28 protein-coding genes are annotated in these 26,036 nt (G+C 60.0%); 12 read left to right on the top strand and 16 right to left on the bottom strand.

Going from position 1 to position 26,036, the window contains the following annotated elements:
• Window positions 1–254: 254 nt before the first annotated feature.
• The 3 genes from LG371_RS08405 (at window position 255) to pyrH (ending at window position 2,872) form a co-directional block, all read left to right on the top strand.
• The gene (locus LG371_RS08405; RefSeq protein ID WP_067594265.1) at window positions 255–1,226 is read left to right on the top strand and encodes a YheT family hydrolase; all 972 of its coding nucleotides are present in this window, start codon (window positions 255–257) and stop codon (window positions 1,224–1,226) included.
• 190 nt (window positions 1,227–1,416) lie between these two features.
• Window positions 1,417–2,016 carry an SMI1/KNR4 family protein gene (locus tag LG371_RS08400; protein ID WP_067594264.1) on the top strand — a complete coding sequence of 200 codons (600 nt, stop codon included), beginning with the start codon at window positions 1,417–1,419 and terminating at the stop codon, window positions 2,014–2,016.
• Window positions 2,017–2,158: 142 nt separating this feature from the next.
• On the top strand, window positions 2,159–2,872 hold the full coding sequence (gene pyrH / locus LG371_RS08395) for a UMP kinase (protein WP_067594262.1): 714 nt from the start codon (window positions 2,159–2,161) through the stop codon (window positions 2,870–2,872).
• A gap of 183 nt (window positions 2,873–3,055) precedes the next feature.
• On the opposite strand, the gene LG371_RS08390 is transcribed toward pyrH, so the two are convergent.
• Entirely contained in the window at window positions 3,056–3,526 is a 471-nt protein-coding gene (locus LG371_RS08390) for a Dps family protein (RefSeq protein ID WP_225748251.1), read from the bottom strand.
• 310 nt (window positions 3,527–3,836) lie between these two features.
• Between LG371_RS08390 and LG371_RS08385 the strand changes: the two genes are divergently transcribed.
• From LG371_RS08385 to LG371_RS08370, 4 genes are all read left to right on the top strand, one after another.
• Window positions 3,837–5,054, top strand: a complete 1,218-nt coding sequence (locus LG371_RS08385) for a uracil-xanthine permease family protein (RefSeq protein ID WP_067594258.1) — start codon at window positions 3,837–3,839, stop codon at window positions 5,052–5,054.
• A 136-nt stretch (window positions 5,055–5,190) separates the two neighbouring features.
• Complete coding sequence (locus tag LG371_RS08380) at window positions 5,191–5,712, top strand: DUF3465 domain-containing protein (protein WP_225748250.1); 522 nt, start codon at window positions 5,191–5,193, stop codon at window positions 5,710–5,712.
• Window positions 5,713–5,858: 146 nt separating this feature from the next.
• Complete coding sequence (locus LG371_RS08375) at window positions 5,859–6,437, top strand: RDD family protein (RefSeq protein WP_225748249.1); 579 nt, start codon at window positions 5,859–5,861, stop codon at window positions 6,435–6,437.
• Window positions 6,438–6,457: 20 nt separating this feature from the next.
• A complete protein-coding gene (locus LG371_RS08370) occupies window positions 6,458–6,952 on the top strand; it encodes a DUF1841 family protein (RefSeq protein ID WP_225748248.1) in 495 nt (164 codons plus the stop codon).
• A gap of 212 nt (window positions 6,953–7,164) precedes the next feature.
• On the opposite strand, the gene LG371_RS08365 is transcribed toward LG371_RS08370, so the two are convergent.
• The 6 genes from LG371_RS08365 to LG371_RS08340 form a co-directional block, all read right to left on the bottom strand.
• Window positions 7,165–7,755 (bottom strand): hypothetical protein, encoded by a 591-nt coding sequence (locus LG371_RS08365; RefSeq protein WP_225748247.1) that lies wholly within the window; start codon window positions 7,753–7,755, stop codon window positions 7,165–7,167.
• 54 nt (window positions 7,756–7,809) lie between these two features.
• A complete protein-coding gene (gene nrdR, locus LG371_RS08360) occupies window positions 7,810–8,289 on the bottom strand; it encodes a transcriptional regulator NrdR (protein ID WP_067594248.1) in 480 nt (159 codons plus the stop codon).
• A 436-nt stretch (window positions 8,290–8,725) separates the two neighbouring features.
• Window positions 8,726–9,565, bottom strand: coding sequence for a basic amino acid ABC transporter substrate-binding protein (locus LG371_RS08355; protein ID WP_067594241.1), 840 nt, complete (start codon window positions 9,563–9,565; stop codon window positions 8,726–8,728).
• 417 nt (window positions 9,566–9,982) lie between these two features.
• A complete protein-coding gene (locus LG371_RS08350) occupies window positions 9,983–11,203 on the bottom strand; it encodes a heme biosynthesis HemY N-terminal domain-containing protein (RefSeq protein ID WP_067594238.1) in 1,221 nt (406 codons plus the stop codon).
• Complete coding sequence (locus LG371_RS08345) at window positions 11,200–12,369, bottom strand: uroporphyrinogen-III C-methyltransferase (protein ID WP_225748246.1); 1,170 nt, start codon at window positions 12,367–12,369, stop codon at window positions 11,200–11,202. Before LG371_RS08345 ends, LG371_RS08350 begins: the two co-directional genes overlap by 4 nt.
• Before the next feature lie 149 nt (window positions 12,370–12,518).
• The gene (locus LG371_RS08340; RefSeq protein WP_225748315.1) at window positions 12,519–13,208 is read right to left on the bottom strand and encodes a uroporphyrinogen-III synthase; all 690 of its coding nucleotides are present in this window, start codon (window positions 13,206–13,208) and stop codon (window positions 12,519–12,521) included.
• A 107-nt stretch (window positions 13,209–13,315) separates the two neighbouring features.
• Between LG371_RS08340 and LG371_RS12265 the strand changes: the two genes are divergently transcribed.
• Window positions 13,316–13,441, top strand: a complete 126-nt coding sequence (locus LG371_RS12265; protein ID WP_255593108.1) for a hypothetical protein — start codon at window positions 13,316–13,318, stop codon at window positions 13,439–13,441.
• Between the two features lie 48 nt (window positions 13,442–13,489).
• Here the strand turns inward: LG371_RS12265 and pgsA are convergent, their stop codons facing one another.
• From pgsA to LG371_RS08325, 3 genes are all read right to left on the bottom strand, one after another.
• A complete protein-coding gene (gene pgsA, locus LG371_RS08335; protein WP_067594227.1) occupies window positions 13,490–14,080 on the bottom strand; it encodes a CDP-diacylglycerol--glycerol-3-phosphate 3-phosphatidyltransferase in 591 nt (196 codons plus the stop codon).
• A 21-nt stretch (window positions 14,081–14,101) separates the two neighbouring features.
• The gene (gene uvrC, locus LG371_RS08330) at window positions 14,102–15,931 is read right to left on the bottom strand and encodes an excinuclease ABC subunit UvrC (RefSeq protein ID WP_225748245.1); all 1,830 of its coding nucleotides are present in this window, start codon (window positions 15,929–15,931) and stop codon (window positions 14,102–14,104) included.
• Window positions 15,932–16,006: 75 nt separating this feature from the next.
• Window positions 16,007–16,477 (bottom strand): DUF4124 domain-containing protein, encoded by a 471-nt coding sequence (locus LG371_RS08325; protein ID WP_067594223.1) that lies wholly within the window; start codon window positions 16,475–16,477, stop codon window positions 16,007–16,009.
• A gap of 168 nt (window positions 16,478–16,645) precedes the next feature.
• Between LG371_RS08325 and guaB the strand changes: the two genes are divergently transcribed.
• From guaB to dut, 4 genes are all read left to right on the top strand, one after another.
• A complete protein-coding gene (gene guaB / locus LG371_RS08320) occupies window positions 16,646–18,112 on the top strand; it encodes an IMP dehydrogenase (RefSeq protein ID WP_067594221.1) in 1,467 nt (488 codons plus the stop codon).
• 155 nt (window positions 18,113–18,267) lie between these two features.
• On the top strand, window positions 18,268–19,194 hold the full coding sequence (fabD, locus tag LG371_RS08315; RefSeq protein ID WP_225748244.1) for an ACP S-malonyltransferase: 927 nt from the start codon (window positions 18,268–18,270) through the stop codon (window positions 19,192–19,194).
• 68 nt (window positions 19,195–19,262) lie between these two features.
• On the top strand, window positions 19,263–20,009 hold the full coding sequence (fabG, locus tag LG371_RS08310; RefSeq protein ID WP_067594215.1) for a 3-oxoacyl-ACP reductase FabG: 747 nt from the start codon (window positions 19,263–19,265) through the stop codon (window positions 20,007–20,009).
• Window positions 20,010–20,107: 98 nt separating this feature from the next.
• Entirely contained in the window at window positions 20,108–20,560 is a 453-nt protein-coding gene (gene dut, locus LG371_RS08305; protein WP_225748243.1) for a dUTP diphosphatase, read from the top strand.
• 125 nt (window positions 20,561–20,685) lie between these two features.
• On the opposite strand, the gene LG371_RS08300 is transcribed toward dut, so the two are convergent.
• From LG371_RS08300 to odhB, 6 genes are all read right to left on the bottom strand, one after another.
• Window positions 20,686–21,969, bottom strand: a complete 1,284-nt coding sequence (locus LG371_RS08300; protein WP_225748242.1) for a DUF945 family protein — start codon at window positions 21,967–21,969, stop codon at window positions 20,686–20,688.
• Window positions 21,970–22,151: 182 nt separating this feature from the next.
• Window positions 22,152–22,490, bottom strand: a complete 339-nt coding sequence (locus LG371_RS08295; RefSeq protein WP_067594208.1) for a hypothetical protein — start codon at window positions 22,488–22,490, stop codon at window positions 22,152–22,154.
• A 286-nt stretch (window positions 22,491–22,776) separates the two neighbouring features.
• Window positions 22,777–23,382 (bottom strand): hypothetical protein, encoded by a 606-nt coding sequence (locus LG371_RS08290; RefSeq protein WP_067594204.1) that lies wholly within the window; start codon window positions 23,380–23,382, stop codon window positions 22,777–22,779.
• Between the two features lie 13 nt (window positions 23,383–23,395).
• Entirely contained in the window at window positions 23,396–23,872 is a 477-nt protein-coding gene (greA, locus tag LG371_RS08285) for a transcription elongation factor GreA (RefSeq protein WP_067594202.1), read from the bottom strand.
• Between the two features lie 233 nt (window positions 23,873–24,105).
• Window positions 24,106–24,558: a ribonuclease HI gene (gene rnhA / locus LG371_RS08280; protein WP_067594200.1), complete on the bottom strand. Its 453-nt coding sequence runs from the start codon at window positions 24,556–24,558 to the stop codon at window positions 24,106–24,108.
• Window positions 24,559–24,745: 187 nt separating this feature from the next.
• A complete protein-coding gene (odhB, locus tag LG371_RS08275; RefSeq protein WP_067594198.1) occupies window positions 24,746–25,942 on the bottom strand; it encodes a 2-oxoglutarate dehydrogenase complex dihydrolipoyllysine-residue succinyltransferase in 1,197 nt (398 codons plus the stop codon).
• Window positions 25,943–26,036 lie beyond the last annotated feature (94 nt).

The following is a 26,036-nucleotide window of genomic DNA, read 5'->3' as shown; positions in this document are numbered from 1 at the left end:
TCTCCTGTGAAAAACGGCTGCCTTTAGCGGCAGCTGTGGGCACTCTACTACATCGGTATGCGGTTTGACAACGTTTGTGCGCCATTTTTACCCGATTGCACGGCGGCGCTGTCGTGTTTTGCGGGAAACGGGGCGGGCAAAGCAAAAAAATCTGCTTTTTTATAAACAGTTTGGCGTATAGTGCAGCCTGACCTTGCCAAGCGGGCGATAGCAAACTGCCTGCCGCCGCTTAAATATTTTCAATGGATTCAAGCATGACACAAAATCTGGCAAACTGCCTGCCGGCCTATCATCCGCCCGTGTGGCTGCGCGGCGGGCATATGCAGAGCATCTGGCCCAAGCTCGTGCGCATCGGCAGCCCGGCCTACCGGCGCGAGCTGCTGCCCGACAGCCGGGGCGAAACCGAAGTGGCCTACGATTTTGCCGACGGCAGCCGCGCCGACGCGCCCTTGCTGATGCTGTTTCACGGGCTGGAAGGCGGCAGCGAAAGCCACTACGCCCGCGCCCTGATGCTGGCCGCGCAAAGGCAGGGCTGGCACGGCGTGGTGGCGCATTTCCGCAGCTGCGGTGGCGTGGAAAACCGCGCCCGCGTGTTCTACCATTCCGGCGACACGGCCGAAGTTGCGCATATGCTCGGGCTGATGGCGGCGCGTTATGCCCGCGTGTATGCCGTGGGCATTTCCTTGGGCGGCAACGCGCTGGCCAAATACCTGGCCGAGCAGGGCGCCGCCGCCATCCCGCAGGCTGCCGCCGTGGTGAGCGCGCCGTTGGATTTAATCGCGGCTTCACGGCGGCTGGAGCAGGGCTTGAGCAAAATGCTGTATGCGCCGTATTTCCTGCGCTCGCTGCTGCCCAAAGCCGCCGCTTCGGCCGCGCGTTTCCCACAGATTGACGCGGCGGCGGTGCAGGCCTCGGCCAACCTCACCGACTTCGACAACGCTTTCACCGCGCCGCTGCACGGTTTTGCCGATGCCGCCGACTACTACCGCCGCGCCAGCGCCAAGCCGCTGCTGCGCCAAATCGCCGTGCCCACGCTGATTCTGAACGCGCGCAACGACCCCTTCATTCCCGCCTATTCCCTGCCGGATGCGGGCGACGTGTCGGCAGCGGTAACGCTGTTGCAGCCCGAATACGGCGGCCACGCCGGCTTCCCCGGCCGCGCCGATTTGGATTGGCTGCCGGATACCGTGTTGCGCTATTTCGATTTGGCTGCGCCCGCAGAGTGAAGCCGAGTGATACAGGCTACCTGAAAACGATGTCTTGCGAAGCAAGGCGGAGTTTCTGCGAAGCTAAAACGATGTCTTGCGAAGCAAGGCGGAGTTTCTACGAAGCTAAAACGCGGCTTCAACGAAGTTAAAATTGCCACCCACATTTTTCAGGTAGCCTCAAACAAATGAACATGAAAAGGAACACGCCATGAGCACCACCCAAACCTACCTCGCCGGCCTGCAACAAGCCTACGCCCAGCGCGGCGGCGCAGACGAATGGGCGCGCTTTGCCCAAGTGAAACAAGGCATCAGCCCCGCCGATGCCGCCGCTCTGCAAGCCGCCTATCCGCACACGCCCGCCTCCCTGCTCGAGCTGCTCACCTTCGCCGACGGCACCTACTGGCACGAATACCAAGGCCAAACCTTCAGCCTGTTCCTGCTCGGCTCCGACGTGATGGAATACCCCTACTATCTGCTCTCCGCCCGGCAGATGCTGGAAAGCAAATCACAGCAATATCTGTCCGACTACATCGCCCGCGTTTACCCGGCCGAAGACGTGGCCGTGGATGATCGCCTCACCCGCGATGCCGATAACGCCCGCTGGCTGCACTTCTCCGACTGCATGAACAACGGCGGCACCTCCCAGCTCTTCATCGATTTCACCCCGTCGCCTTCCGGCAAGGTAGGGCAGATTGTCCGCTATCTGCATGACCCCGACGAGCTCTACGTGATTGTCGACAGCTTCGATGAATATTTGCAGCACCTTATCGAAGACGGCTACGACTTCATCCAAGAAGACTATTTTTAAGCAGGGAAAGAGGCTACCTGAAAACCGAAAATTTTCAGGTAGCCTTTGTTAACAAACCGCAAAAATCTGCCAGCCGAGCCAGCCGAAAGCGCGTATAATGCCGGGCGTTTGCATTCACCAACCAGAAACAAGAGAGACCGCCATGACTATCCGCTACAAACGCGTTTTATTGAAACTTTCCGGCGAGGCCCTGATGGGCAACGACGCCTTCGGCATCAACCGCACCACCATCATGGGCATCGTGAAGCAGATTGTGGAAATCGCCCAGATGGGCGTGGAAGTGGGCGTGGTAGTGGGCGGCGGCAACCTGTTTCGCGGCGTGGCGGCGCAGGCCAGCGACATGGATCGCGCCACCGCCGACTACATGGGCATGCTGGCCACGGTGATGAACGCGCTGGCGCTGAAAGATGCGTTTGAAAGCCTCGGCCAGCCCGCGCGCGTGCAGTCTGCGCTTTCCATGCAGCAGATTGCCGAAACCTACGCCCGCCCCAAAGCCATCCAGTATCTGGAAGAGGGCAAAGTGGTGATTTTCGCCGCCGGCACCGGCAACCCCTTCTTCACCACCGACACCGCCGCAGCCCTGCGCGGCGCGGAAATGAACTGCGACATCATGCTCAAGGCCACCAATGTGGACGGCGTGTACACCGCCGATCCGAAAAAAGACGCTTCGGCCACCCGCTATCAAGACATCACGTTCGACGAAGCCATTGTGAAAAACCTGAAGGTGATGGACGCCACCGCGCTGGCGCTGTGCCGCGAACGCAAGCTGAACATTGTGGTGTTTGGCATTGCCAAAGAAGGCGCGCTCAAACGCGTGGTGCGCGGCGAGGATGAGGGCACGTTGGTGCACGTTTGATTGATTGCCGTGGCATCGGTTTCAGGCCGCTTTCCGTTGGGAGGGCGGCCTGAAGTTTTGGCTTGCACCGTTTTCAGGTAGCCTCTTTTTGTGCATGAGGCTACCTGAAAAATTTGGCGTGCAGGGAGGGGCGATAAAAAACGCCCGTTGCGGCAACGGGCGTGGTGTGCTTGGGAAGCGGGTTTATTTTTCCAACAGGGCGCGCAGCATCCAGGCGGCTTTTTCGTGGGTCTGCATGCGGTTGGTGAGCAGGTCGTTGGTGGGCTCGTCGCTGGCTTCGTCCACGGCGGGCAGCAAAACGCGGCAGGTGCGCACCACGGTTTCCTGGTCGTCCACCAGTTCACGAATCATGGTGGTGGCGTCGGTGTTGGGTTTGGCTTCTTTGATGCTGGTGAGCGCGGCGTATTCGCTGTAGGAGCCGGGGGCGTAGTAGCCCAGGGCGCGGATGCGTTCGGCGATTTCGTCGATGGCGGCGGCCAGCTCGGTGTATTGCTCTTCAAACATCAGGTGCAGGGTGCGGAATTGGGGACCTTCTACGTTCCAGTGGTAGTTGTGGGTTTTGAGGTAGAGGGTGTAGCTGTCGGCCAATACTTTGGTGAGGCCTTCGGCGATGGTTTTGCGTTGGGTTTCGGTCATGCCGATATTGATGCTCATGTTTGACTCCTTAAATGGAAATTGAACGGGAATGATGGTGCACGCTGCGGTGCGCTTTGATTGCTTTGTTGGGCGGGATTGTAGGCTTGTTGTTTGTTTTAGTCAATTAAAAATTGCTTTTAGATTGATTTTTTATTTTAATGCGCTTGGGCGGATAGGTTTTATCAACGGGCGGGCGGCTTTATACGGCGCGGAAGCCGGCATTTTCAGGTAGCCTTTTGCCTGCCCGGGCGTGATGGGCGGCGTTTTGCGGCTGGGGTATAATGCCGGCTGTTTGTTTCAATCTTTGGCCGATTGTTGAGGAGGGATGATGTTTCAATCGTTGAAAACGGCGGTGGCGGGGGCGCAGATTTTGTTTGTGGCCTTCGGGGCGATGGTGCTGGTGCCGCTGCTCACGGGGCTGAACCCGGCGATGGCGCTGCTGGGTGCGGGCATCGGCACGCTGCTTTTTCAGGTAGCCACCAAGCGCAAGGTGCCGATTTTTTTGGGCTCGTCGTTTGCTTTTATTGCGCCGATTATTTATGCCTTGCAGGAATGGGGCATGGGCGGCACGATGTTTGGCCTGTTTGCGGCGGGCTTTATGTATTTTGTGTTTGCGGCGCTGATTAAGTATTTCGGGCTGCCGATGGTAAACCGTTTGCTGCCGCCGGTGGTGATTGGGCCGGTGATTATGGTGATCGGGCTTTCGGTGGCGGTGGTGGCCAGCAGCATGGCGATGGGTCAGGCCGGCGGCCGGCAGGTGTTGGACTACGGCCATTCGCTGCTGCTTTCGGGCTTTACTTTTGCGGTAACGGTGATGGTGGCGGTGTTCGGCAGCAAGATGATGAAGCTGATTCCGATTTTGATCGGGGTGGCGGCGGGCTATCTGGCGGCCTTGGCGATGGGCATGGTGGATACCGCGCCGATTGCGGCGGCGCCTTGGTTTGCCGTGCCGCATTTCCATTCGCCGCAGGTGAATTGGCAGGCGGCGCTGTTTATGCTGCCGGTGGCGATTGCGCCGGCGATTGAGCACATCGGCGGCATCATGGCCATCGGCAAGGTAACGGGCAACGATTATGCGGCCGACCCGGGCCTGCACAAAACGCTGGCGGGCGACGGCTTGGGCGTGTGCGTGGCCGGGCTGATCGGCGGCCCGCCGGTTACCACTTACGGCGAAGTAACGGGCGCGGTGATGCTCACGAAAAACAGCAATCCGGTGATCATGACTTGGGCGGCGGTGTTTGCCATCTGCATGGCGTTTTTCGGCAAATTCAATGCCTTCCTGGCTTCGATTCCGCTGCCGGTGATGGGCGGGGTGATGATTTTGCTGTTTGGCACGATTGCTTCGCTGGGCTTGAAAACGCTGATTGATGCGCGGGTAAACCTGATGCAGCCGAAGAATTTGGTGATTGTGAGCTCGGTGCTCACGGTGGGCGTGGGCGGCATGGAGATGAAGCTGGGCAGTTTCAGCTTTGCTGGCGTGGGCCTGTGCGCGCTGCTGGCAATTCTCCTGAGCCTGCTGCTGCCGGATGTGCGGCATGATGATTAGCGGATGAATTGGACGGCTTGAGGCTACCTGAAAAGTGTTTGGGCGTAGCTCAAACCGGATTTCGGCGAAACGGAAAGCGGCCTGCCTAATATTTTCAGGTAGCCCCAAGCCGTGTGAATAATATATTGAAAGAACAATGAACAGAAAACAAAACAAATGGTTGTGGCTGCTGGTGTTGCTTTGTATGGCGGCTTATGTGCACTTTGCCGAACAGCCGGCCAAGCCGGAGCAGGCCGCCGCGCCGCAACAGACCGCTGTAATCGAGCAGCCGCGCGCGAACTCTGCCGGCCGCGCGGGCGGCGCAGGCAATCCCACCGGCGACAACGGCGCCGAGCTGATTGCCCGCGCCTTTGCCGAGCAGCGCAGCGACGTGCAGGTAACCGGTAGCGGCAAAGTGCACCGCACCCTGCCGGACGACACGCAAGGCTCGCGCCACCAGCGTTTCATCATGAAGCTCGCCAACGGGCAAACCGTGCTCGTGGCGCACAATATCGACCTCGCCCCGCGCATTCCGCGTTTGCAGCGCGGCGACACGGTGGGCTTTTCCGGCGAATACGAATACAACGCCCAAGGCGGCGTAATCCACTGGACGCACCACGACCCGGCCGGCCGCCATGCCGACGGCTGGCTGGAACACAACGGGCAGCGCTATCAATAGCCGGCCCGCAAAAGGCTACCTGAAAAATCAGCGAGAGGGGAAACGGGTTTTCGCTTCGCAGAACCCGGCCTTGGCTATGCCGAAACATCGTTTTTCAGGTAGCCTCCATCAGAAAACGTCTCAACCACAATAAGAAAGGAAGCATCATGCAAGATTTCCGTACCCGTTCATCCGGCCGCAGCACGGTGGAAAATTTCCGTCAGGCCTACTATTCCTCCGCCCTGCAAGGTGATAGCGACGACGACGGCATGAAAGTGGAGCTGGCCGAACCGTGGCGGCGCGTGGTGGCTTTTGCGCTGAATGCGGTGTTGATGTTTGTGTTTGCCCTTGGGGTGGGCTTTATCCTCGGTTTTGTGGGCAGAGCGTTGGGGAAAAACATCACCGACGGCTGGAATAATGCCGTGGTCGGATTGGTGGTGATGCTGGTGTACGCCATCGGCCAAACCATGATGATGGTGAAAACCGGACAGAGTTTGGGCAAACGAATCATGCGCATCCGCGTGATTAGCGCAGACGGCGAGCCGATCGGATTGCTCAAAGGCGTGCTGCTGCGCGAATGGGTGGTGTTTCTGGTGCTGCAAATCGTGGCGGCCTTGCTGCCCGTGGTGGGCGCATTGCTGGCACTGGTGCTGCTGGCCGCCAGCATCATCATGATGTTTATGGACGAAGAAGGCCGCCGTTCGCCGCAAGATTGGCTGGCCAACACCCTGGTTATTCGCGCCTAAGGCTTGAGGCTACCTGAAAAATGTATGACGTGAACACGCAGGATGTGCGCCGCTTTTTTGCCGTAGTGTGGCGGCAGCGGCTCTCGCCCCTGCAGCTGAGCAAATTGCAGCAGAAGGCGCTGCGCATTATTGAAGCGCACCCCGAATACCACCATTATCTGGAAAATATCGAGCGCTATCTGGAGCATAACTGGACGCCCGAGCAGGGCGAAACCAACCCCTTCCTGCACCTGTCGCTGCACCTTTCCATTCAGGAGCAGAGCGACATCGACCAACCGCCCGGCATCCGCGCCATCCACCGCCAGCTGCAAGGCCGCTATGCCGGCGACTGGGTGCGCGCCGAGCACGACATGATGGAAGCCCTGGCCGAAACCATCTGGACGGCGCAGCGCAGCGGGCAGGGTTTGGATGTGAACCTGTATATGACCCGCCTGCGCCGCCTGGTGGGCTTGGGGCAGGAAGACGAGGCACGGCTCAATCCGCATGAAGTAGAAAAGATGGGGCAGGCGGAATAAATAGTACGAATGCCCGCAATCAAGGTAGGGCTACCTGAAAAATGTTGGCGACTATTGGCGGGGTAGGGCTGAATTACGCAAAGCTTGTTGCACTGCTTGGGTTTGGCTGGGCGCACCGGTTTTCAGGTAGCCGCGCAGGGGTGGCGCGGGCTTGCGGCCAAACAAAATCCGCCAAGCTCGGCAAACTTGGCGGATAAGGCAAAACGCGCGGCTTATTCTTTCACCGTGATTTGGCTCAGCAGGGTGTCCAGCTCGGCCAGCGAGGCGGTACCGCTGGTGGCGCAGACGTTGTAGATGTTTTTGGCATACACGGCCACACAGCTTTCGTTTAGGGCGTTGTCGTCTTTGCCGTGGCTGAAGCGGTAGGCCATGCGCTGTTCGGCGGGGGCGTCCACTTCGGTGTTTTCCAGGCCTTCGCCGGCGCGGATGCTTTCGGCCAGTTTGGCGAAGTAGGCGTCGGCGGGCTGTTTGGGCGCGCCGAAGTTGTTGATGTAGATGGTGATGTCGTTTTCGGCGTCGTGTTGCAGCAGGATGGGTTTGTTGCTGTCGGCGCCGTCGATGTATTGGGCGGCTTCGGCGGATTTGTCTTCAAAATGGCCGTTTACAACCAAGCTGATTGCGCCGTCGCTGGAAGTGATCGTTTGGCTGGGGCTGGCTTCGGATGCGGCAGCGGCTTGCGAGGCGGCGGCCACTTCGCTGGCGCTGGGGGCAACCACGGAGGTTTCGGCTTTTTGTTCGCAGCCGGCCAGGAGCAGGGCGCTGCCGATGGCGAGCAGGAAGAGGGAGGGGCGCTTGTGTTTCATGATGATCTGATTGTGTTGGAATAAATGGGGCGCAGTATAGCAAAAACGGGCGGGCTAACGCAGGGGGTTTGCAGGATTTTGCTCTTGGCCTTCGAGGCCGGCGATGGTGCGGGTGAATTCGGCCACGTCTTTGAAACTTTTATATACGGAGGCGAAGCGCACGTAGGCCACTTGGTCGAGCCGGGCGAGCTGCTCCATGGCGAGCTCGCCGATGAGGCGGGAGGGCACTTCTTTGCTGCCGGTTTTGTAGAGCATCTCTTCGATGTCGCGCACGGTTTGCTCGATGGTTTCGGCGGAAATGGGGCGTTTGTGCAGGGCGCGCTGGAGGCTGGTTTGCAGTTTGAGGGGGTCGAACATGACGCGGTCGCCGTTGGTTTTGATGATTTGCGGCATGCGCAGCTCCACGGTTTCGTAGGTGCTGAAGCGGCGGTCGCAGGCGGCGCAGCGGCGGCGGCGGCGGATGCTGTTTTGCTCTTCGAGCAGGCGGGAATCGATAACTTGGGTGTTGCTATGGTGGCAGAAGGGGCATTTCATGGGCGGGGTTGGTGTGCTAATCGGTTAGGGAATAGTATGGTGAATTCAATTTAAACCGCTACGGCGTTGGCTCGCCTTGCCGTACTGCTGGTACTGTTTGCGGCTCGCTGCCTTGTCCCGATTTAAATTCAATCCACTATGGTTTGGAATTATACTCTAAGGTTTGGTGCTCCAACACTGAATTTATTGCAGGCGGTGTGGCTTTGCCCAGCCGGGGGGCAAGAGGCTACCTGAAAACCGTATAGCTAACTCCCTTTTAAATCGCTACAGCGTTAGCTCGCCTTGCTGTACTACTGTACTATCTGCGGCTCGCTGCCTTGTATCGATTTATAGTGAGTCAGCTATATCAATTGAGTTGGCTGTTTTCAGGTAGCCTGGCTGGCGCACGAAAAACTGCCTGCGCGGGGCAGGCAGTTTGCGGAACACGCGGAGCCGGTTATTTGGCGGCGGCGGTGCCGAAGTATTGCTGGTGGATGCGGTCGTATTCGCCGTTGGCGCGGATGGCGGCCAGGGCTTTGTTGAGCGTGTCGCGCAGCTCGGTGTCTTCTTTACGCAGGGCGATGCCGTAGTGTTCGGCTTCGAAATCGGGCACTTTGATCATGGTGAAGCCTTTATCGCCGTTGTGTTTGATGAATTCCATCACCACGGAGCTGTCACTCACGGCTGCGTCCACGCCGCCGTTTTGCAGTTCTTTGAGCAAGAGGGGCAGGGTTTCGAAGCGGGTTACTTTGGGGTTGGTAGCGCCGAGGATTTTGGAGGCGGCCAAGTCGCCGGTGTTGCCGGTTACCACGCCGACGCGGTTGAGGTTTTTCAGGTCTTCAACGGAAGCCACCTGTTTGCCTTCGGGCACGGCCACCACTTGGGTGATTTCGAAGTAGGGCTCGGTGAAGAGCATGGTTTGCTCGCGCTCGGGGGTGATGGTTACGGCGGCTACTACGATGTCGGCATCGCCGTTGCGCAGGCTGTTGAACAGGCTGTCCCAAGATTGGTCTTTGAATTCCACTCGGTAGCCGGCTTCTTTGGCGATGGCGTTAATCAAATCCACATCGAAGCCGCTCACGGAGCCGTCGGCGTTTTTGAATTCGAAGGGGGCGAATTCGGCGTTGGTGGCCACGCGCAGCACTTTGCCTTCGGCCGGGGCGGAAGCGGTGCTGGCGGCGGCGTCGGAGCCGGCTGCGGGCTGCGAGGCCTGCTGGGTGCTGCCGGAATTGCCGCAGCCGCTCAAGGCCATGGCGGAGCAGGCCAGGGCGGTGGCCAGCCATTTTTTCATGTTCATGATATCAGTCTCCTAGTAAAAGTTGGGTTGTATTTTGGCAATAATGCAATGGGTTCCCTTATCTTCGGGAAGTGAATCATACAACTATATTTGGAAATTCTAAAGGGGTGCGGCCGGTTTTTGGGGCGCTTGTGCTGTTGTTTGCAAAAATCCTGCTCGAATATTGCGGTGTGAATGTTTGCTTTCAAACAAGGAAAGGCTACCTGAAAACTTGCGATATCCGTTTCAGGTAGCCTTGGTTGCGGGTTGGGCCGGATTTGGGGCTACCTGAAAACAGGCAGCCCCGCATTGCTGGATGATATAGCGAAGCAACTTAACTTTCGCTACAGCGTTAGCTCGCCTTGCCGTACTCTTGTACTGTCTGCGGCTCGCTGCCTGGTATCGAAAGCCAATTTGGTTCGCTATACAGGAAACGGCCTATTCGGCGGCGCTTTCGTCGTCTTCCGGCGTGATTTCGGCCAACACCAGCTGGCGCTGCTCTTCGGCCTGCTGCGGCTTTTCCATTTCGTCGAGCACTTTGGCCAGCACTAGCCGCGCCTGAGGGCTGGCTTGGGCGTGGATGCTGGCTTCCAGATAGCTTTGTGCCTTGCCCCACAGTTGTTTGGCGTAGGCCATTTGGCCGAGGTGCAGCAGCAGTTGCGCGTCTTGCGGGGATTCGCGCAGCCAGGCTTCCACGGTGTCCATGATTTTCTGCTGTTCGCGCGCGCTCAGGTAGCGGGCGGCTTCGATCATGGGCGGCAGCAGCCGGGCGTTGCGGGTGTTCGGGTAGTGGGTTTTCACCCATTTTACGGTGCGCGGATATTGGCCGATTTGCAGGAATTTTTCGGCAATCGGCACACACAGCTCGCCTTGTTGTATGTCTTTGGGAATGCGGCCGAGGCAGGCTTTGAGCGCGGGATAGTCGGCGGCGAGCGCGAGGAGTTCGCGGTAGGCCCATTCGCGGTATTGCGCGGCTTCGGCAGCATTGAGGGCGGCGGCCTTTTCCAGCTTGGCCACGCGGTCGAGCACTTCCATCGGGTTGTTTTGCTCAAACATATAGCGCAGTTGCAGGCGCACCAAGCGGGTGAGCTTGGGGTTGATGGCGCCGGCGGCGGCCAGGGCTTCTTCGGCGGCGGGGTAATCCTGCCGGTTGAGCGCAGATTCGGCTTCCAGGAGATAGCGCGAGAGCTGGGCTTTGTGCGGCAGCTGGGCGATTTCTTTCAGGTAGCCTTCGCGTTTGGCATCGTCGCCCATTTGGTCGGCGCTGTGCACGGCCAGCATCAGGGCCAGCGTGCGGTTGTGGCCGGCCTGTTTGTTTTCCAGCACTTTGGCGGCTTCCTGCTCGGCGTGTTGGAACTTGCCTTCAAAGAAAGCCAAGCCGGCTTTGTTGAGCGCGGTTTCGGCGTGGTGCGCCTGGCGGCTGCGGCCGAAGCGGCGCAGGCGGCCGGGAATGCTGATGAAACCGGCCACGAGGCGCAGCAGCAGATACAGCAGCACCACGAACAGCAGCATCGCGCCCACAAACAGATGCAGGTTTACCACCAGCATGGATTGGGTTTGATCTACGGTGATATACACATTGCCGCTGTAATGCTGCGCCGCGATGGTGAGGCCGACGGCGGCGGCAAACAGTACGATAATCCAAATCAGCCCTTTCATGATTCAATCCCCCTGCGTGCGGCGGAAGCCTGCGCCGGAGCGGGCGCGGCGGGAGCAGAGGTGGCCGGTGCGGCCGGCGCGGAAACGGCCGGTGTTTGAGCCGGTGCGGCGGCGGGCTGAGAGGCGGCGGCGCCGATTTCAGGCTGGGATATGCTTTCTCCTTGGCGCAGCTGGCGGTAGTCGGCAATGGCTTTCAGGCTGGCAGCCAAGCTGTCGCCCACGTTGCCGGCGCCCGGCTGCAAGGCTTTGAGCTGCTCGATTTCGCGCAGCCAAGATTGGGCGGCGGGCGTGGCGGCATCAAAGTATTGGCGCACGGCGTTTTCGGAGGTGGCCAAGTCGTTTTGGTAAATATCGTTTTGGCGCTGCATCAGGGCCACGCGGGCGCTGAGCAGATGCAGGCGCAGGTTTTCGCGCACGTAAAACGCCTGCTCGGGCGACATCAGGATGGCATCCGAGTTATTTAAGCGGCGGATTTCCACCATGCCCCTGAGGCCGCTCACGGTGCGGTTCCAGGCATTGCGCCACCACGGCGCGTTCGGGGCGGCGGCAGCGGGCGCGGCGGCCTGCGGCGGGCGCAGGCTGGAATCGGCCAAGAGCGGCAGCCCGCCCACGGCGGCTTCCAGGCGGCTCAAGCGCAGCGCGGCGTTGGCGGTGTCGGTGAAGGGGCGTTGTTTGAGCTTGGCCAAATCGCTGCTCACCGCCTGCTTGAGCGGCAGAAGCTGCGGCTGTTCGAAGCGCGCCAGGCGGGCATCCAAGCCCTCCAGCACGGCCACGGCGGCGGGCACGTTGTCGGCAATCATCAGCTGCTGGCCGGCCAGGTTGAGCGCGGCTTCGGCTTCGTCCACCACCCAGTCGCTGCGGGTTTTCAGCAATTCTTGTAGCGCGCGGTTGTTGGCGGCGGCTTCGGCCTGCTGGGTTTGCATGTCGGTTTGCAGCTGCTTGAAGAGGGTTTCGCTGCTTTCCAGTTTGCGGCTGTTGTCGGCCAGGAGGGCGGCGTTTTGCGATTCGCCCAGCGCGGCCTGGCTGATTTTTTGGTCGAACTGCATTTCTTGCCGTTTGAGCAGGTTTTGCCCCTGCACGAACAAAAAGCCGCTGGCGCCGAGGCCGAGCACGGCCAGCACCAGGGCAAACAAGCCCAAGCCTTTGCCGCCGGATTTGATTACCACGGGTGCGGGGGCGTGGCGGGAGCGGGCGGCTGGGGGCGGGTACGGCTTCGTTTTCCGGTTGGCTCATGCTATTCCTTTCCTAATGTTCAATCTGTTCTGTGGCTTATGAGGCTACCTGAAAAATAGGGCGCGGCGTGCACTGTATGTTTTCAGGTAGCCTGAATGAGGTTTTGCCGTTCGGCAATCAACGCGTTTTCCAGCTCTGCGGCCGAACCGAGCAGGCGGATGCGTGCCGCGCCGGCCTGGCTCAGGGCTTGGGCGATGCGCGGATGATGGGCGAAGTATAGCAAGGATTGCAGTGCCTGCGTTAGGTTTGCGGGCGCGGCGGCAAACAGCAGGCGCACTTGTTCGGCGGAAGTAATCCAAGCGGCGGCGGGCTGCGCGGCGCGGAATTGCGCCCAATCGGGCTCAAGCGGCAGGCGCTGGTAAATATCGGCGCAGGCTACCTGAAAACCGCGTTGGCGCAGGCTTTCGGGCAACAGATTGCGGCCGTGTGCGCCGCGCACAATCAGGATGTTGGCGCCTCGGTTCAGCGTGCGCCACACGGGCAGGCCGAGCACGGCTTCGCTGTCGTGGCCGCCGTCGGGAACGACGATATGCGGGCAGCCGGCCTGCCACAGGGCTTGGGCGGTGCCGCCGCCCACGGCGATTTGCGGCCGGGTTAAATGCGAAAGGCTACCTGAAAATGCGGGCAGGGCGGTTTCCACGGCGCCGGGACTCACCCACACGGCGGCTGCGGCCTGCCGCATCTGCACGGGCAGCTCGGCCAGCGCGGCCAGCTCGGCGGCAATGCGGATGAGCGGGAAGGGCACGGGCTGCCAGCCGGCGCGGCGGCACAGGGCGGCGTCGGCGGGAATGCGGGCGGCGGGCGGATAGGAGGGGGCGGGGTAGGCATCGGCGGGGGGGAGATTGGGTGGGCTGGTGTTTTGGCCTCACAGAAATTGTGTTGAACTTATGTTTTCAGGTAGCCTTTGGCATGGTGGAAGGCTACCTGAAAATGTTGGGAATGTTTGTGAATTTCATCTTGTGCGTCGTGTTTCAGGTAGCTTGGGTTTGGGTGGAGGCTACCTGAAAAATATGCGGGCTTCGGTGCGGTGGATGAACGGCGTGCGCGGAGTGTTTAGGCTGCCTCGGGCGGGCGGGGCTGTTTGAATTCTTTGGCGGCCATTTTGAGGTAGTAGAACATCGACCACAGGGTGAGCACGCAGGCGGCAAACATGAGGGCGTTGCCGAGCCAGAGGAAGTCGAGGCCGAGGGCGGGCCAGCTTTCCAGCAGCAGCAGGGTGATGGCGACCATTTGGGCGGCGGTTTTGAATTTGCCGATGGTGGCCACGGCCACGCTGTTGCGTTTGCCCAACTGTGCCATCCATTCGCGCAGGGCGGAGATGGTGATTTCGCGGCCGATGATGATGATGGCGTAGATGGCCCAGGTGCGGTCGAGCTTCACCAAGAGGATGAGGGCCACGGCCACCATGAGCTTGTCGGCCACGGGGTCGAGGAAGGCGCCGAAATCGGAGGTTTGCTGCCATTTGCGGGCGAGGTAGCCGTCGAACCAGTCGGTAACGGCGGCGAGCACGAACAGGGCGGCGGCGCACCAGTTGATGGTTTGGATGCTCACCCGCCAGGCCGCCGGCAGGTAGAACAGGGCGGTGAACAGGGGGATCATGATGATGCGCGACCAGGTGAGCAGGATGGGGACGTTCCACGGCATTTTGTTGTCTCTTTTATGGTTTTAGTGATGCAGGGCATCGTAGATTTTTTCGGCGAGGGCGCGGCTGATGCCTTCGGTTTGCGCCAGGTCGTCGATGCTGGCGGCTTGGATGCCGCGCAGGCCGCCGAAGCGGGTGAGCAGGCTGCGGCGGCGTTTGTCGCCCACGCCGGGGATTTCGGCCAGCGAGGAGGTAACGCGGACTTTGCCGCGTTTGCGGCGGTGGGCGGGGATGGCGAAGCGGTGCGATTCGTCGCGCACGGTTTGCAATAGGTGCAGGGCGGGGTGGTGCGGCGGCAGCTGCATGGTAGTGCCCAAGTGGGGAATAATCAATTCTTCGAGCCCGGCTTTGCGCTCGGGGCCTTTGGCGATGCCGACCATGGGCAGGCTGATGCCCAAATCCTGCCACACTTGCCGTGCCATGTTTACCTGACCTTTGCCGCCGTCGATGAGCACCAAATCGGGCCATTTGCCGTCTTCGTCGTTGCCTTCGGCGAGTTTGCCATAGCGGCGGGGGAGCACTTCGCGCATGGCGGCGTAGTCGTCGCCGGGCTGGGCGGTGTGGATGTTGTAGCGGCGGTATTGGTCGGGGCGCATGCTTTCGTTTTCATACACGACGCAAGAGGCAACGGTGGCTTCGCCTTGGGTGTGGCTGATGTCGAAGCATTCGATGCGGTTAAGCTCGGCGGCGGGCAGTTGCAGCAGTTCGGCCAGGGATTGGAGGCGCTGCTGCTGGTTTTGGTTTTGCTGCCGGTGCTGGCTGAGGGCGAGCCGGGCGTTCTGCTCGGCCATTTGCAGCCAGACGCGGCGCTCGCCGGTGGTTTTGAAAACGAAGCGGATTTGTTTGCCTTGTTCTTCTATCAGGGCGGCTTGCAGGTTTTCAGGTAGCCTGAAGTTGCTGATGATGATGTCGGGCTTGTCGCGGCCGAGGTAATGCTGGGCGGTAAAGGCTTCGCCGTATTCGGCGGCTTCTTCGGGCGCGGTGTGTCGGCTGTCGGGGAAGAAGCTTTTTTCGCCCACGCGCCGGCCGTTGCGGATGCTGACCCAGTGGATGCAGACGCTGCCTTGTTCGGCAGCGAGGGCGAGGATGTCGATGTTGTGGGCGGCGTTGGGGTTGTTGCTGTCGATAAACTGCTGGCTCTGGATTTTGCCGAGGGCTTGGATTTGGTCGCGGTAGCGGGCGGCGTGTTCGAAGTCGAGCGTTTCGGCGGCATGCTGCATTTTGGCGGTGAGGCTGTGCAGCAGGCTGTCGGCTTTGCCGTTGAGGAAGGTAACGGCTTGCTCGACGCTGGTGCGGTAGTCTTCCTGCGAGATGTGGCCGACGCAGGGGGCGGAGCAGCGTTTGATTTGGTAGAGCAGGCAGGGGCGGTCGCGGTGTTCGAACACGCTGTCTTCGCAGGTGCGCAGCAGGAAAACTTTTTGCAGAATCTGGATGCTGTCGCGCACGGCGTAGCTGTTGGGGTAGGGGCCGAAGTATTGGTTGGGCTTTTTTAGGGTGCCGCGGTAGTAGGCCATCTGCGGGAAGGCGTGGCCGGTGAGCATCAGATAGGGATAGGATTTGTCGTCGCGGAACAGGATATTGTATTTGGGCGACAGGGCTTTGATGAAGTTGTTTTCCAGAATCAGCGCTTCGGTTTCGGAGCGGGTAACCGTGATTTCGATGTGGGCAATCTGCCGCACCATCAGGGCGATGCGCGGGGAGAGGTCGTTTTTCTGGAAATAGCTGCTCACGCGGCGTTTGAGGTTTACCGCTTTGCCGACATACAAAACCTGCCCGTCCTTGTCCAAAAAGCGGTAAACGCCGGGCAGGTTGGGCAGGTTGCCGAGTATGGTGTTCGGATCGAAATCAGACATGGCCGGATGGGGTCGGGAATGTTGCGGCAGACCGAAACGGCCGGCTGAATCGAAGCCGGGAGTTTGGTTCAACCGTTAGTTACAGTATTGGTTGACGTTGCTTTGGTATTGCTGAATCAGCTGCTCGCGGTTTTGGATGCGGGCGGTTTGCGCGTGTTGCAGGTTGATGCGCGCCACGTTGCAGTTGCTGGCACGGGCAGCTTCGTTTTGCTCTTGCACTTTGCGGTTGGCTTCTTCAGTGGCTTTGTTTTCTTCCATCTGACGTTGGTTGGCCATGGCTTGCAAATCGGCGGCGGAAATTTCGCCGTTATTGTTTTGAATCTGCGGCAGCTGGTTTTGCTGCTGGCTCACCGGAGCGGCGGCGGGGCGGGAGGTTTGCGTGCGCACGTTCACAATGTTGCTGGTGGCCGGGGTGAGGTTTTTCGGCACGTCGGAATAGGTGGAAACGCGGCCGGATTTCCATTCATACACGTCTTCGGCCATCAGGCTACCTGAAAACAGCATCGCGGCCGCGCAGGCAGCCAAAAGAGAGAGTTTTTTATTCATTTGGAAGTCTTCCCGTTGAGTATGGTTACACAATCGGTTTCATTGTACTTCAAATAATATCGGCCTGTCATGCTTGGAGCGGGTTTGTGGCGGGGGTGCTTACTAAATGCCGGCAAATTTGCTACAATGCCGCCGCATTATTAGCAACCGACGAGAAGGTTTATAATCATGCGAATCGTTGAAAAAGCCTACACCTTTGATGATGTATTGCTTGTTCCCGCCCATTCCCAAGTGCTACCCAAGCACGTCTCCCTGCAAACGCAGCTCACCCGCAATATCTCCCTGAACCTGCCGCTGATTTCCGCCGCCATGGATACCGTTACCGAGGCGCGCCTGGCCATTTCCATGGCGCAGGAAGGCGGCATCGGCATCATCCACAAGAACATGAGCATCAAGCGCCAGGCCGAGGCTGTGGCCAAAGTGAAGCGCCACGAAAGCGGCGTGGTGAAAGACCCGGTAACGATTGCGCCGGATATGCTGATCGGCCAGCTTTTGGAAATGCGGGCGCAACGCAAGCGCCAGATGTCCGGCCTGCCGGTGGTGGAAAACGGCAAACTGGTGGGCTTGGTCACCAACCGCGATTTGCGCTTTGAAACTCGCCTCGACCAGCCGGTGTCTGCCATCATGACGCCCAGATCGCAACTGGTTACCGTGCCGGAGGGCACCAGCATTGAAGACGCGCGCGAACTCATGCATCAGCATAAGGTCGAGCGCGTTTTGGTTGTGAACGCGCAAGATGAGCTCAAAGGGCTGATTACCGTGCGCGATATTTTGAAAACCACCGAGTTTCCGCGTGCCAACAAAGATAACGACGGCCGTTTGCGCGTGGGCGCGGCGGTGGGCGTGGGCCCGGAAACCGACGAGCGCGTGGCCGCTTTGGTGGCCGCCGGGGTGGACGTGGTGGTGGTGGACACCGCGCACGGCCACAGCCAGGGTGTGTTGGACCGCGTTAAATGGGTGAAGGAGCACTTCCCGCAGGTGCAGGTAATCGGCGGCAACATTGCCACCGCGCAGGCAGCGCGCGATTTAGTGGCGGCCGGGGCAGACGCGGTGAAAGTGGGCATCGGCCCGGGCTCGATCTGCACCACCCGCATCGTGGCCGGCGTGGGTGTGCCGCAGCTGACGGCAATCCATAATGTGGCCGAAGCGCTGAAGGGCACCGGCGTGCCGCTGATTGCCGACGGCGGCATCCGCTTCTCCGGCGACGTGGCCAAAGCCTTGGCTGCCGGCGCCTCCACCGTGATGCTGGGCGGCATGTTTGCCGGCACCGACGAAGCGCCGGGCGAAATCGAGCTCTATCAGGGCCGTTCTTACAAATCCTACCGCGGCATGGGCTCGCTGGGCGCGATGAGCCAGGGCTCTTCCGACCGTTATTTCCAAGACAAGCAAGACAGCGCCGACAAATACGTGCCAGAAGGCATTGAAGGCCGCGTGCCGTATAAAGGCCCGATTGTGAATATTATTCACCAGCTGGTGGGCGGCCTGCGCTCCAGCATGGGCTACCTCGGCTGCGCCAGCATTGCCGAAATGCACGAAAAAGCCGAGTTTGTGGAAATCACCGCCGCCGGCATGAGCGAATCGCACGTGCACGATGTGCAGATTACCAAAGAAGCGCCGAACTACCACGTGCGCTGATGCGATGTGAGGCTACCTGAAAATACGGCATGCTGTTTTTCAGGTAGCCTTTTGCAGCGGCAAACCGATATGAGGCTACCTGAAAAATCCGAATTGCTTTTCAGGTAGCCTGTATGATGCCAACACTCTCCCTCTCTTTCAGATAAGGAAACCCCATGTCTTTTGCCTTTTTCTTTCCCGGCCAGGGCTCGCAGAGCCTGAACATGATGGCCGGCTTCGACGGCGTATCCGTGGTGCGCCACACCTTCGAGGAAGCCTCCGCCGCGCTGAATCAGGATTTGTGGGCGATGATGAACGGCGAAGACGCCGCCCTCATCGGCCAAACCGTGAATACCCAGCCGCTGATGCTGGCCGCCGGCGTGGCCACCTACCGCGCCTACCTCGAAGCCGGCGGCAAAGCGCCCGCCGCCGTGGCCGGGCACAGCCTGGGCGAATACAGCGCGCTGGTGGCCGCGGGCAGCCTGGATTTTGCCGATGCCGTGCGCCTGGTGCGCCTGCGCGCCGAGCTGATGCAGTCGGCCGTGCCGCAGGGGCAGGGCGCGATGGCCGCCGTGTTGGGCTTGGAAGACGATGCCGTGCGCCAAGTTTGCGCCGCTGCCGCGCAAGGGCAGGTGGTGGAGGCGGTGAACTTCAATTCGCCCGGCCAGGTGGTGATTGCGGGCGACGCGGCCGCGGTGGAACGCGCCATGGCCGCCGCCAAGGAAGCCGGCGCCAAACGCGCGCTGCCGCTGCCCGTATCGGTGCCTTCGCATTGCAGCCTGATGAAGCCCGCTGCCGAGAAGCTGGCCGCCGCGCTGCAAAACGTGGCCTTGCAGGCGCCGCAAATCCGCGTGATCAACAATGTGGACGTGGCTTCTTATGCCGACCCGGCGCAAATCAAAGACGCGCTGGTGCGCCAGCTTTACAGCCCGGTGTGCTGGACGGAAACCGTGGCGCTCCTGGTGCGCGAAGGCCTTGCCGAATCTGCCGAGTGCGGTCCGGGCAAGGTGCTGGCCGGCCTGGCCAAACGCATCGACAAATCTGCCGCGTGCGCCGCGCTCACTTCGCAGGAAGCCGTGGACGCGTTTATCGCCGCGCATTAATTTTCAGGTAGCCTCCAACGCTTGGAGGCTACCTGAAACCCCATTTCCCACTGAAAAGGAATCCCGATATGCTTACCCAAAATCTCTCTCAAAAAATTGCCTTGGTTACCGGCGCCTCGCGCGGTATCGGCGCGGCCATTGCCGCCACGCTGGCGCAAGCCGGCGCTACCGTTATTGGTACTGCTATTACCGAAGAAAGCGCCGCCGCCGTCGGCCGGCAGCTGGCGCAATGGCAGGGGCATGGCCGCGTGCTGGAAATCAACGAAGAAAACAGCATTGAAAACCTGATTGCCGGCATCGAAAAAGAGTTTGGCAAATTGGATATCTTGGTGAACAATGCCGGCATCACGCGCGACAACTTGTTGATGCGCATGAAAGAAGAAGAGTGGGACGAGATTATGCAGGTGAATCTCAAATCCGTGTTCCGCGCCAGCAAAGCCGTGTTGCGCGGCATGATGAAGCAGCGCGGCGGCCGCATCATCAGCATCACTTCCGTGGTGGGCGCGATGGGCAACGCCGGCCAGAGCAACTACGCCGCCGCCAAAGCCGGCCTCATCGGCTTTTCCAAATCCCTGGCGCGCGAAGTGGGCAGCCGCGGCATTACCGTAAACTGCGTGGCGCCCGGCTTCATCGATACCGCCATGACCCAAGCCCTGCCGGAAGAAGTCCGCGCCGCATTTACCGCGCAAACTTCGCTGGGCAAATTCGGCGAAGCAGACGACGTGGCCGCCGCCGTTTTGTTCCTCGCTTCCGAGCAGGCGCGCTACATCACCGGCCAAACCCTGCACGTGAACGGCGGTATGCTGATGCCCTAAGCCGCAGTGCAGCCGGATTTTCAGGTAGCCTTTATGCCCTGCGGCAGGCTACCTGAAAATTTATCATCATGAAAATTCAAATAGTTAAAGAGGCGTCTATGACCCCCACCGTCGAACTCAAAATCCTCAACCCCAAAATGCAGGCGCACCTGCCGCACTACGCCACCCCCGGCGCCGCCGGCCTCGATTTGCGCGCCTGCCTGGACGAAGCCGTCGAGCTCGCCCCCGGCGCCACCTACCTCGTGCCCACCGGCATCGCCATCCACTTGGCCAACCCCGCTTATGCCGCCGTGCTGCTGCCGCGCTCCGGCCTCGGCCACAAAAACGGCATCGTGCTGGGCAACTTGGTGGGCCTGATCGATTCCGACTACCAGGGCGAGCTGAAAATTTCGCTGTGGAACCGCAGCAGCGAAAGCTTCACCATCGAGCCGATGGCGCGCGTGGCGCAGATGGTGATTGTGCCGGTGGTGCAGCCCGAGTTTAAAGTGGTGGACGAGTTTGCCGAAAGCACGCGCGGCGAAGGCGGCTTCGGCAGCACGGGGCGGATGTGATGGGGGAATAAAGTTTTCAGGTAGCCTTTCGTACACCAAGAGGCTACCTGAAAATTTATCGGCCGTATCAGACAAAAACGGCTACCTGAAAATGGTTTCAGGTAGCCGTTTGCTGTGCGGCGGGGTTAGGGCTGCTGGTAGCTGAGGCGGATGGTGTCGCCTTCTTGGCTGGCGCCGGGCTGGGCGAGCAGTTTGTCGATAATCTGCTGGGTGTCGGCTTCGCTGTGGCTGCTGTTGGACCAGTCGGCGAAGGTGCGGCCGGCGGCGCTGATGAAGCCTTTGCTGATGCGGATGTCGGCGCGGTATTGCAGTTTGCTCAGCAGGGTGCTGGGGTTGACTTGGTCGAGGTTGGCGTATTGGCCGGGGGGCAGGGTGAGCTGGGCGTCGGCGGTGAGGGGGGCGCCGTCGAGCTTGATTTGGTTGCCTTGGGCTTGGATGCTCAGGCCGCTGTTGAGCACGGCGGTGGCGATTTCGCTGAGCTTGGCTTTGAGCTCTTCTTGCGGAATGCAGCTGCTGCGCTGGCGTGCCATGAGGTCGCTGAAGGCTTGCACGGCGGGGGTGGCGAGGCCGTTGAGCACGGTGTTGAGGCGCAGGTCTTGGATGGTGTGTGTGCCGTTGGGCTGGGTGATGTTGATGCGCTCGATGTTGAAGCGGCTGCCCCAGCCGATGTTTTGGCCGTTGATGTTTTGGCTGCTGGTGCTGGTGAGGTTGTTGAGCACGATGCTGTGGCCGGGGGTGCTGCTGAAGCTGAGGCTGGCGAGGGTGGTTTCGGCGTTGCCGGATTGGAGGCTGCCGTGGCCGATGAAGGCGTGGCGGCTGCGGTGGCTGATGTTTTGCAGGGCGAAGGTGGCGCGATCGGCTTGCACTTGGATGGAGGGGATGTTGAATTGCACTTCGTCGGGCACGAGCTCGTCGTTTTCTTTGTGTAGGGTGGCGCTGCCGCTGATGTCTTGCCAGGTGATGGTGGTGCCGTCTTTCTGCACGCTGCGGCCGGGCACTTGGATGCTGGTTTGCACGTTGCCGCTCCAGAAGATGTGGTGGCGGGCATTGAGCAGGAAGCCTTGGGGCAGGATGCGGTTTAATTCTTCGGAATCGGAAACGATGTAGACTTTGGTGTCGATTTGGTAGCCGGCGAAGGAGCGGCGCAGGGTGTCGGTGCCGCGGATGGTGATTTTCTGTTCGGGGCGGCAGGGGTCGGGCAGGAAGTCGCCTTGCCATTGGGCGGTGCCGTTGAAGGCGCCCATGTTGGTTTGGGCTTGGAAGTTGGCCAGGCCGAAGGAGCGCTGCATGAGCTCGGGGGAATATACGGTGTCGGTGAGGCGTTTGTCGGCGTAGAGGCTGCCGCCTGCGGCTGCGCCGCCGATGAGGAGGACGCCGGCAATGCCGCCGATGAGGATTTTTTTGTTCATGATGGGGTGCTTTCCGAGAGGGGGGAGATGGGTTGATTTTAACAGAAAGGGCGGTGGATGTTGGCGGCGGGAGGCTGGCTGGAAAAGGTTGGATGAGATGGCGGAAAGGTTTTCAGGTAGCCTGCCGATGGGTGGAGGCTACCTGAAAAATAGTTTGAACAAAATGAAAACTGATCGGCGGATTATTTGACGATTTCCACCGGGCCGTGGTCGTCGCAGTGGTCGCCGTGCTGGTGGTGCAGGCGGCCGTTTACGATGTAGTCGGTGTGGTTGCCGTGGGGCACGGCTTCGTGGCCGCAGCCGGGGCCGTGAACGTGGCTGCCGCAGCTGTGCACGGGGTGGCAGCCGTCGGGGTTGGTGGCGCTGACTTCGAGGCTGTGTTCGTCGTAGTGGCCGTTGTGGGCGTGGTGCAGATGGCCGTCGTGGATGTAGTCGATGTGGTCGCCGTGTTTGATGGCGGTGTGGCCGCAGCCGGCGCCGTGGATGTGTTCATGGTGGGGATGGGTGTGGCAGTTGCTCATTTTCGCGTCCTTTCTTGCGGGGTGATGGATGTGTGGGGATATGGTAGGCGCAAATAAGGCTGATGGCAAGTAATTTATTGATTTGTTTGATTTTATATTGCTGTATAACGTAACAGTCAGGGGCAGGCTTGAGGTTGGCGGGCTGAGGGGCAAGGGAAGGGGCAATAAAACCGCTGGAAATCCGGCTTTGCGGCCTTCCAGCGGTTTTTACTGCTCCCATTTTTGATTCGGCTGTATTTTCAGGTAGCCTTTTGCCGCATTGTTGCGGAGTGGGTTGAGTGAGCGGCTAATCCCAACGGCTTTTGGCTTCGTATTCTTCCGGCAGGGTGTCGAGGAAGCCTTGGCCGAAGCCTTTGAGGATGCTGTATTCTTCGGTCATTTTCACCATGCGCGGACGCAGGGGAGAGGTGGCAATGGCGAAGATAAGGCAGAAGATAATGATGCCGCAATACCAAAAAATAATCAGATCGGGCGTGAGGATTCCGCTTAAAAACGAAATGGATCCGGTGAGTATGGGCATCGGCAGCAACAGCAACACCAGCACCAAGGCGGGCACGCCCCAAAACAGCCGGCGCATCTGCCGCTGGTGTTGCGGGCAGAGGGCGGGGTGGATTTGTAGTGTTTTGCGCACGCACAGCGCGATGATTAAGGCAATGAGCCAAGCAATAAATATCAGCGGCACCAGCAGCAGATTCCAAGCGGGATGATACCAAAACAGCTTTTTTGCCCGGCGCGGCGGTTCGGCTTCCGCGCCGCAGCGGATGCAGCGGCAGGGCAGGTCGGCGCCGTTGGGCAGGAAGACGCGTTTGCCTTCCCGCCAGCATTCGGGGCTGCTTTGCGGGCGGTAGTCTTGGCTTTGCGGGGCTTGGTAGGGGTTGAAATCGCGGTTCATTTGCCGGCTGTGCTTAGATATACAGCACTTCGATCACTTCGTATTCGCGGATGCCGCCGGGTGCCTGCACTTCGGCAATGTCGCCTTCTTCTTTGCCGATCAGGGCGCGGGCGATGGGGGAACTGATGGAGATTTTGTTGTCTTTGAGGTCGGCTTCGTCGTCGCCGACGATTTGGTAGCGCACTTGGGTTTCGTTTTCCAAGTCTTCCAGCGCCACGGTGCTGCCGAACACGATTTTGCCTTCGGCGTGGATTTCGGTGGGGTCGATGATGTGGGCGATGGAGAGCTTGTTTTCCAATTCGGAAATGCGGCCTTCGATAAAGCCTTGTTTTTCTTTGGCGGCTTCGTATTCGGCGTTTTCAGACAAGTCGCCGTGGGTGCGGGCTTCGGCGATGGCTTCGATGATGGCGGGGCGCTCGATGCTCTTGAGGCGCTGGAGTTCTTGCTTGAGCAGCTCGGCGCCGCGTACGGTTAGGGGGATCTTTTGCATGGGTTTCTCCGCAGGAGGTGGCTGCGCATGGCAGCCGTTTTTACATAAAAATGCAAGCCGCCATAGGCCGGCGGCTTGTGGAATCAATTTTTTGGCCAATCAAAAGGTGGCTCTCACCACGCGCTGATTGACTGAATCGGGCGCTATTCTATCAGATGGCGGGCGGAACGCCAACTGTGGATTGGCTGCGGCGGCGGTTTTGGTAAGTTGTGTTAATAATTTGATTATTATTGTTATTGTTGGCTGCCGTGTAGTGAGGCGGCGCCTTGGTTGGCGAGCTGGTCGGCGCGTTCGTTTTCGGCGTGGCCGGCGTGGCCTTTGACCCATTGCCAGGATACTTGGTGCCGGACGACGAGCTGGTCGAGCTGCTGCCACAGTTCGGCGTTTTTCACGGGCTTTTTGGCGGCGGTTTTCCAGCCGTTGCGTTTCCAGCCGTGTATCCAGCTTTCCATGCCGTTTTTCACGTATTGGGAGTCGGTGTGGATGGCGACGCGGCAGGGGCGGGTGAGGGCTTGGAGGCCGCGGATGACGGCGGTGAGCTCCATGCGGTTGTTGGTGGTGTCGGGCTCGCCGCCGCAGAGTTCTTTTTCGTGTGCGCCGTAGCGTAGCAGTACGCCCCAGCCGCCGGGGCCGGGATTGCCTTTGCAGGCGCCGTCGGTGTAGAGGTGGACGGTGGTGTCGGTCATGGTGTTTCCTGTTTGGGGCTACCTGAAAATTTAGCTGTGCAGAACTTTGGCTGCGTTGTGTTTCATTTCACTGGAGTTTAGTTTTCAGGTAGCCTGCAATGCTGTTTGATTGGCAAAGAGTAAGGCTACCTGAAAAATGGTTTTTCAGGTAGCCTGATGCCGCTAAGGGCTTAGATTGCGGAAAGGATTAGATTTCCAGAATCAGGCGGGCCGGGTCTTCGAGGGCTTCTTTGATGGTTACCAAGGTGAGCACGGCTTCGCGGCCGTCGATGATGCGGTGGTCGTAGGAGAGGGCCAGGTACATCATCGGGCGTACTACAACTTGGCCGTTTTCCACCACGGCGCGTTCTTTGGTGGCGTGCATGCCCAAGATGGCAGACTGCGGCGGGTTGATGATGGGGGTGGACATCATCGAGCCGAAGGTGCCGCCGTTGGTGATGCTGAAGGTGCCGCCGGTGAGGTCTTCGATGGCGATTTTGCCGCTCTTGGCTTTGTTGGCGTAGTCCACGATGGCCAGCTCAATGTCGGCGATGCTCATCTGGTCGGCGTTGCGCAGGATGGGCACCACCAGGCCGCGCGGGCTGCCCACGGCGATGCCAATGTCGAAGTAGCCGTGGTACACGATGTCGTTGCCGTCAATCGAGGCGTTTACGGCGGGGAATTTCTTCAGCGCGGCCACGGCGGCTTTCACGAAGAAGGACATGAAGCCCAGTTTCACGCCATACTGTTTCTCGAACTTGTCTTTGTATTTGGCGCGCAAATCCATAATCGGCTTCATGTTCACCTCGTTAAACGTGGTGAGGATGGCGTTTTGCGACTGGGATTGCAGCAGGCGCTCGGCCACGCGCTGGCGCAAGCGGCTCATCGGCACGCGCTGTTCTACGCGGTCGCCCAGCGGCACGGCCACGGCGGGGGCGGCAGCGGCTTTGGGCGCGGCGGCGGGGATGGCGGCCACGTCTTCTTTCAGCACGCGGCCGTCGCGGCCAGAGCCTTGCACGCCGGATACGTCCACACCTTTTTCGGCAGCCAGCTTGGCGGCGGCGGGCATGGCCACGCCTGCTTGCGCGCCGGCAGCGGCCACATGGCCTGCGGCGGGGGCGGCAGCCGGGGCTTGGGCGGCAGCCGGAGCGGCAGCGGCGGCTTTGGCTTCGGTGTCGATTTTAGCCAAGAGCTGGCCGGCGGTAACGGTGGCGCCGTCTTGCTCGATGATTTCCACAATCACACCGGCCTGCTGGGCGGGCAGCTCGAGCACCACTTTGTCGGTCTCGAGGTCGATCAGGTTTTCGTCGCGGTTCACATAGTCGCCCACTTTTTTGTGCCAGCTCATCAGGGTGGCTTCGGTAACGCTTTCCGGCAGCGGGGGTACGGTGATTTCGATAATCATGGTTTTATCCTTTGAATAAGTGAAATAAATTGGTTTATCGCATTCTGGAGGCTACCTGAAAAACGGCTTTCGGTTTTTCAGGTAGCCTCTCTCT

Origin of the sequence: Eikenella sp. Marseille-P7795, from assembly GCF_916618725.1 — a bacterium.
GTDB classification, from domain to species: Bacteria; Pseudomonadota; Gammaproteobacteria; order Burkholderiales; family Neisseriaceae; genus Eikenella; species Eikenella longinqua.
This window is presented reverse-complemented; position numbering and strand designations above follow the sequence as displayed.

What these genes read in the sequence shown, in the direction of transcription:
- LG371_RS08405 (WP_067594265.1), top strand. Translation starts at nt 255, where the DNA reads ATGACACAAAATCTGGCAAACTGCCTGCCGGCCTATCATCCGCCCGTG.
- LG371_RS08400 (WP_067594264.1), top strand. Translation starts at nt 1,417, where the DNA reads ATGAGCACCACCCAAACCTACCTCGCCGGCCTGCAACAAGCCTACGCC.
- pyrH (WP_067594262.1), top strand. Translation starts at nt 2,159, where the DNA reads ATGACTATCCGCTACAAACGCGTTTTATTGAAACTTTCCGGCGAGGCC.
- LG371_RS08390 (WP_225748251.1), bottom strand. Translation starts at nt 3,526, where the DNA reads ATGAGCATCAATATCGGCATGACCGAAACCCAACGCAAAACCATCGCC.
- LG371_RS08385 (WP_067594258.1), top strand. Translation starts at nt 3,837, where the DNA reads ATGTTTCAATCGTTGAAAACGGCGGTGGCGGGGGCGCAGATTTTGTTT.
- LG371_RS08380 (WP_225748250.1), top strand. Translation starts at nt 5,191, where the DNA reads ATGAACAGAAAACAAAACAAATGGTTGTGGCTGCTGGTGTTGCTTTGT.
- LG371_RS08375 (WP_225748249.1), top strand. Translation starts at nt 5,859, where the DNA reads ATGCAAGATTTCCGTACCCGTTCATCCGGCCGCAGCACGGTGGAAAAT.
- LG371_RS08370 (WP_225748248.1), top strand. Translation starts at nt 6,458, where the DNA reads ATGTATGACGTGAACACGCAGGATGTGCGCCGCTTTTTTGCCGTAGTG.
- LG371_RS08365 (WP_225748247.1), bottom strand. Translation starts at nt 7,755, where the DNA reads ATGAAACACAAGCGCCCCTCCCTCTTCCTGCTCGCCATCGGCAGCGCC.
- nrdR (WP_067594248.1), bottom strand. Translation starts at nt 8,289, where the DNA reads ATGAAATGCCCCTTCTGCCACCATAGCAACACCCAAGTTATCGATTCC.
- LG371_RS08355 (WP_067594241.1), bottom strand. Translation starts at nt 9,565, where the DNA reads ATGAACATGAAAAAATGGCTGGCCACCGCCCTGGCCTGCTCCGCCATG.
- LG371_RS08350 (WP_067594238.1), bottom strand. Translation starts at nt 11,203, where the DNA reads ATGAAAGGGCTGATTTGGATTATCGTACTGTTTGCCGCCGCCGTCGGC.
- pgsA (WP_067594227.1), bottom strand. Translation starts at nt 14,080, where the DNA reads ATGCCGTGGAACGTCCCCATCCTGCTCACCTGGTCGCGCATCATCATG.
- uvrC (WP_225748245.1), bottom strand. Translation starts at nt 15,931, where the DNA reads ATGTCTGATTTCGATCCGAACACCATACTCGGCAACCTGCCCAACCTG.
- LG371_RS08325 (WP_067594223.1), bottom strand. Translation starts at nt 16,477, where the DNA reads ATGAATAAAAAACTCTCTCTTTTGGCTGCCTGCGCGGCCGCGATGCTG.
- guaB (WP_067594221.1), top strand. Translation starts at nt 16,646, where the DNA reads ATGCGAATCGTTGAAAAAGCCTACACCTTTGATGATGTATTGCTTGTT.
- fabD (WP_225748244.1), top strand. Translation starts at nt 18,268, where the DNA reads ATGTCTTTTGCCTTTTTCTTTCCCGGCCAGGGCTCGCAGAGCCTGAAC.
- fabG (WP_067594215.1), top strand. Translation starts at nt 19,263, where the DNA reads ATGCTTACCCAAAATCTCTCTCAAAAAATTGCCTTGGTTACCGGCGCC.
- dut (WP_225748243.1), top strand. Translation starts at nt 20,108, where the DNA reads ATGACCCCCACCGTCGAACTCAAAATCCTCAACCCCAAAATGCAGGCG.
- LG371_RS08300 (WP_225748242.1), bottom strand. Translation starts at nt 21,969, where the DNA reads ATGAACAAAAAAATCCTCATCGGCGGCATTGCCGGCGTCCTCCTCATC.
- LG371_RS08295 (WP_067594208.1), bottom strand. Translation starts at nt 22,490, where the DNA reads ATGAGCAACTGCCACACCCATCCCCACCATGAACACATCCACGGCGCC.
- LG371_RS08290 (WP_067594204.1), bottom strand. Translation starts at nt 23,382, where the DNA reads ATGAACCGCGATTTCAACCCCTACCAAGCCCCGCAAAGCCAAGACTAC.
- greA (WP_067594202.1), bottom strand. Translation starts at nt 23,872, where the DNA reads ATGCAAAAGATCCCCCTAACCGTACGCGGCGCCGAGCTGCTCAAGCAA.
- rnhA (WP_067594200.1), bottom strand. Translation starts at nt 24,558, where the DNA reads ATGACCGACACCACCGTCCACCTCTACACCGACGGCGCCTGCAAAGGC.
- odhB (WP_067594198.1), bottom strand. Translation starts at nt 25,942, where the DNA reads ATGATTATCGAAATCACCGTACCCCCGCTGCCGGAAAGCGTTACCGAA.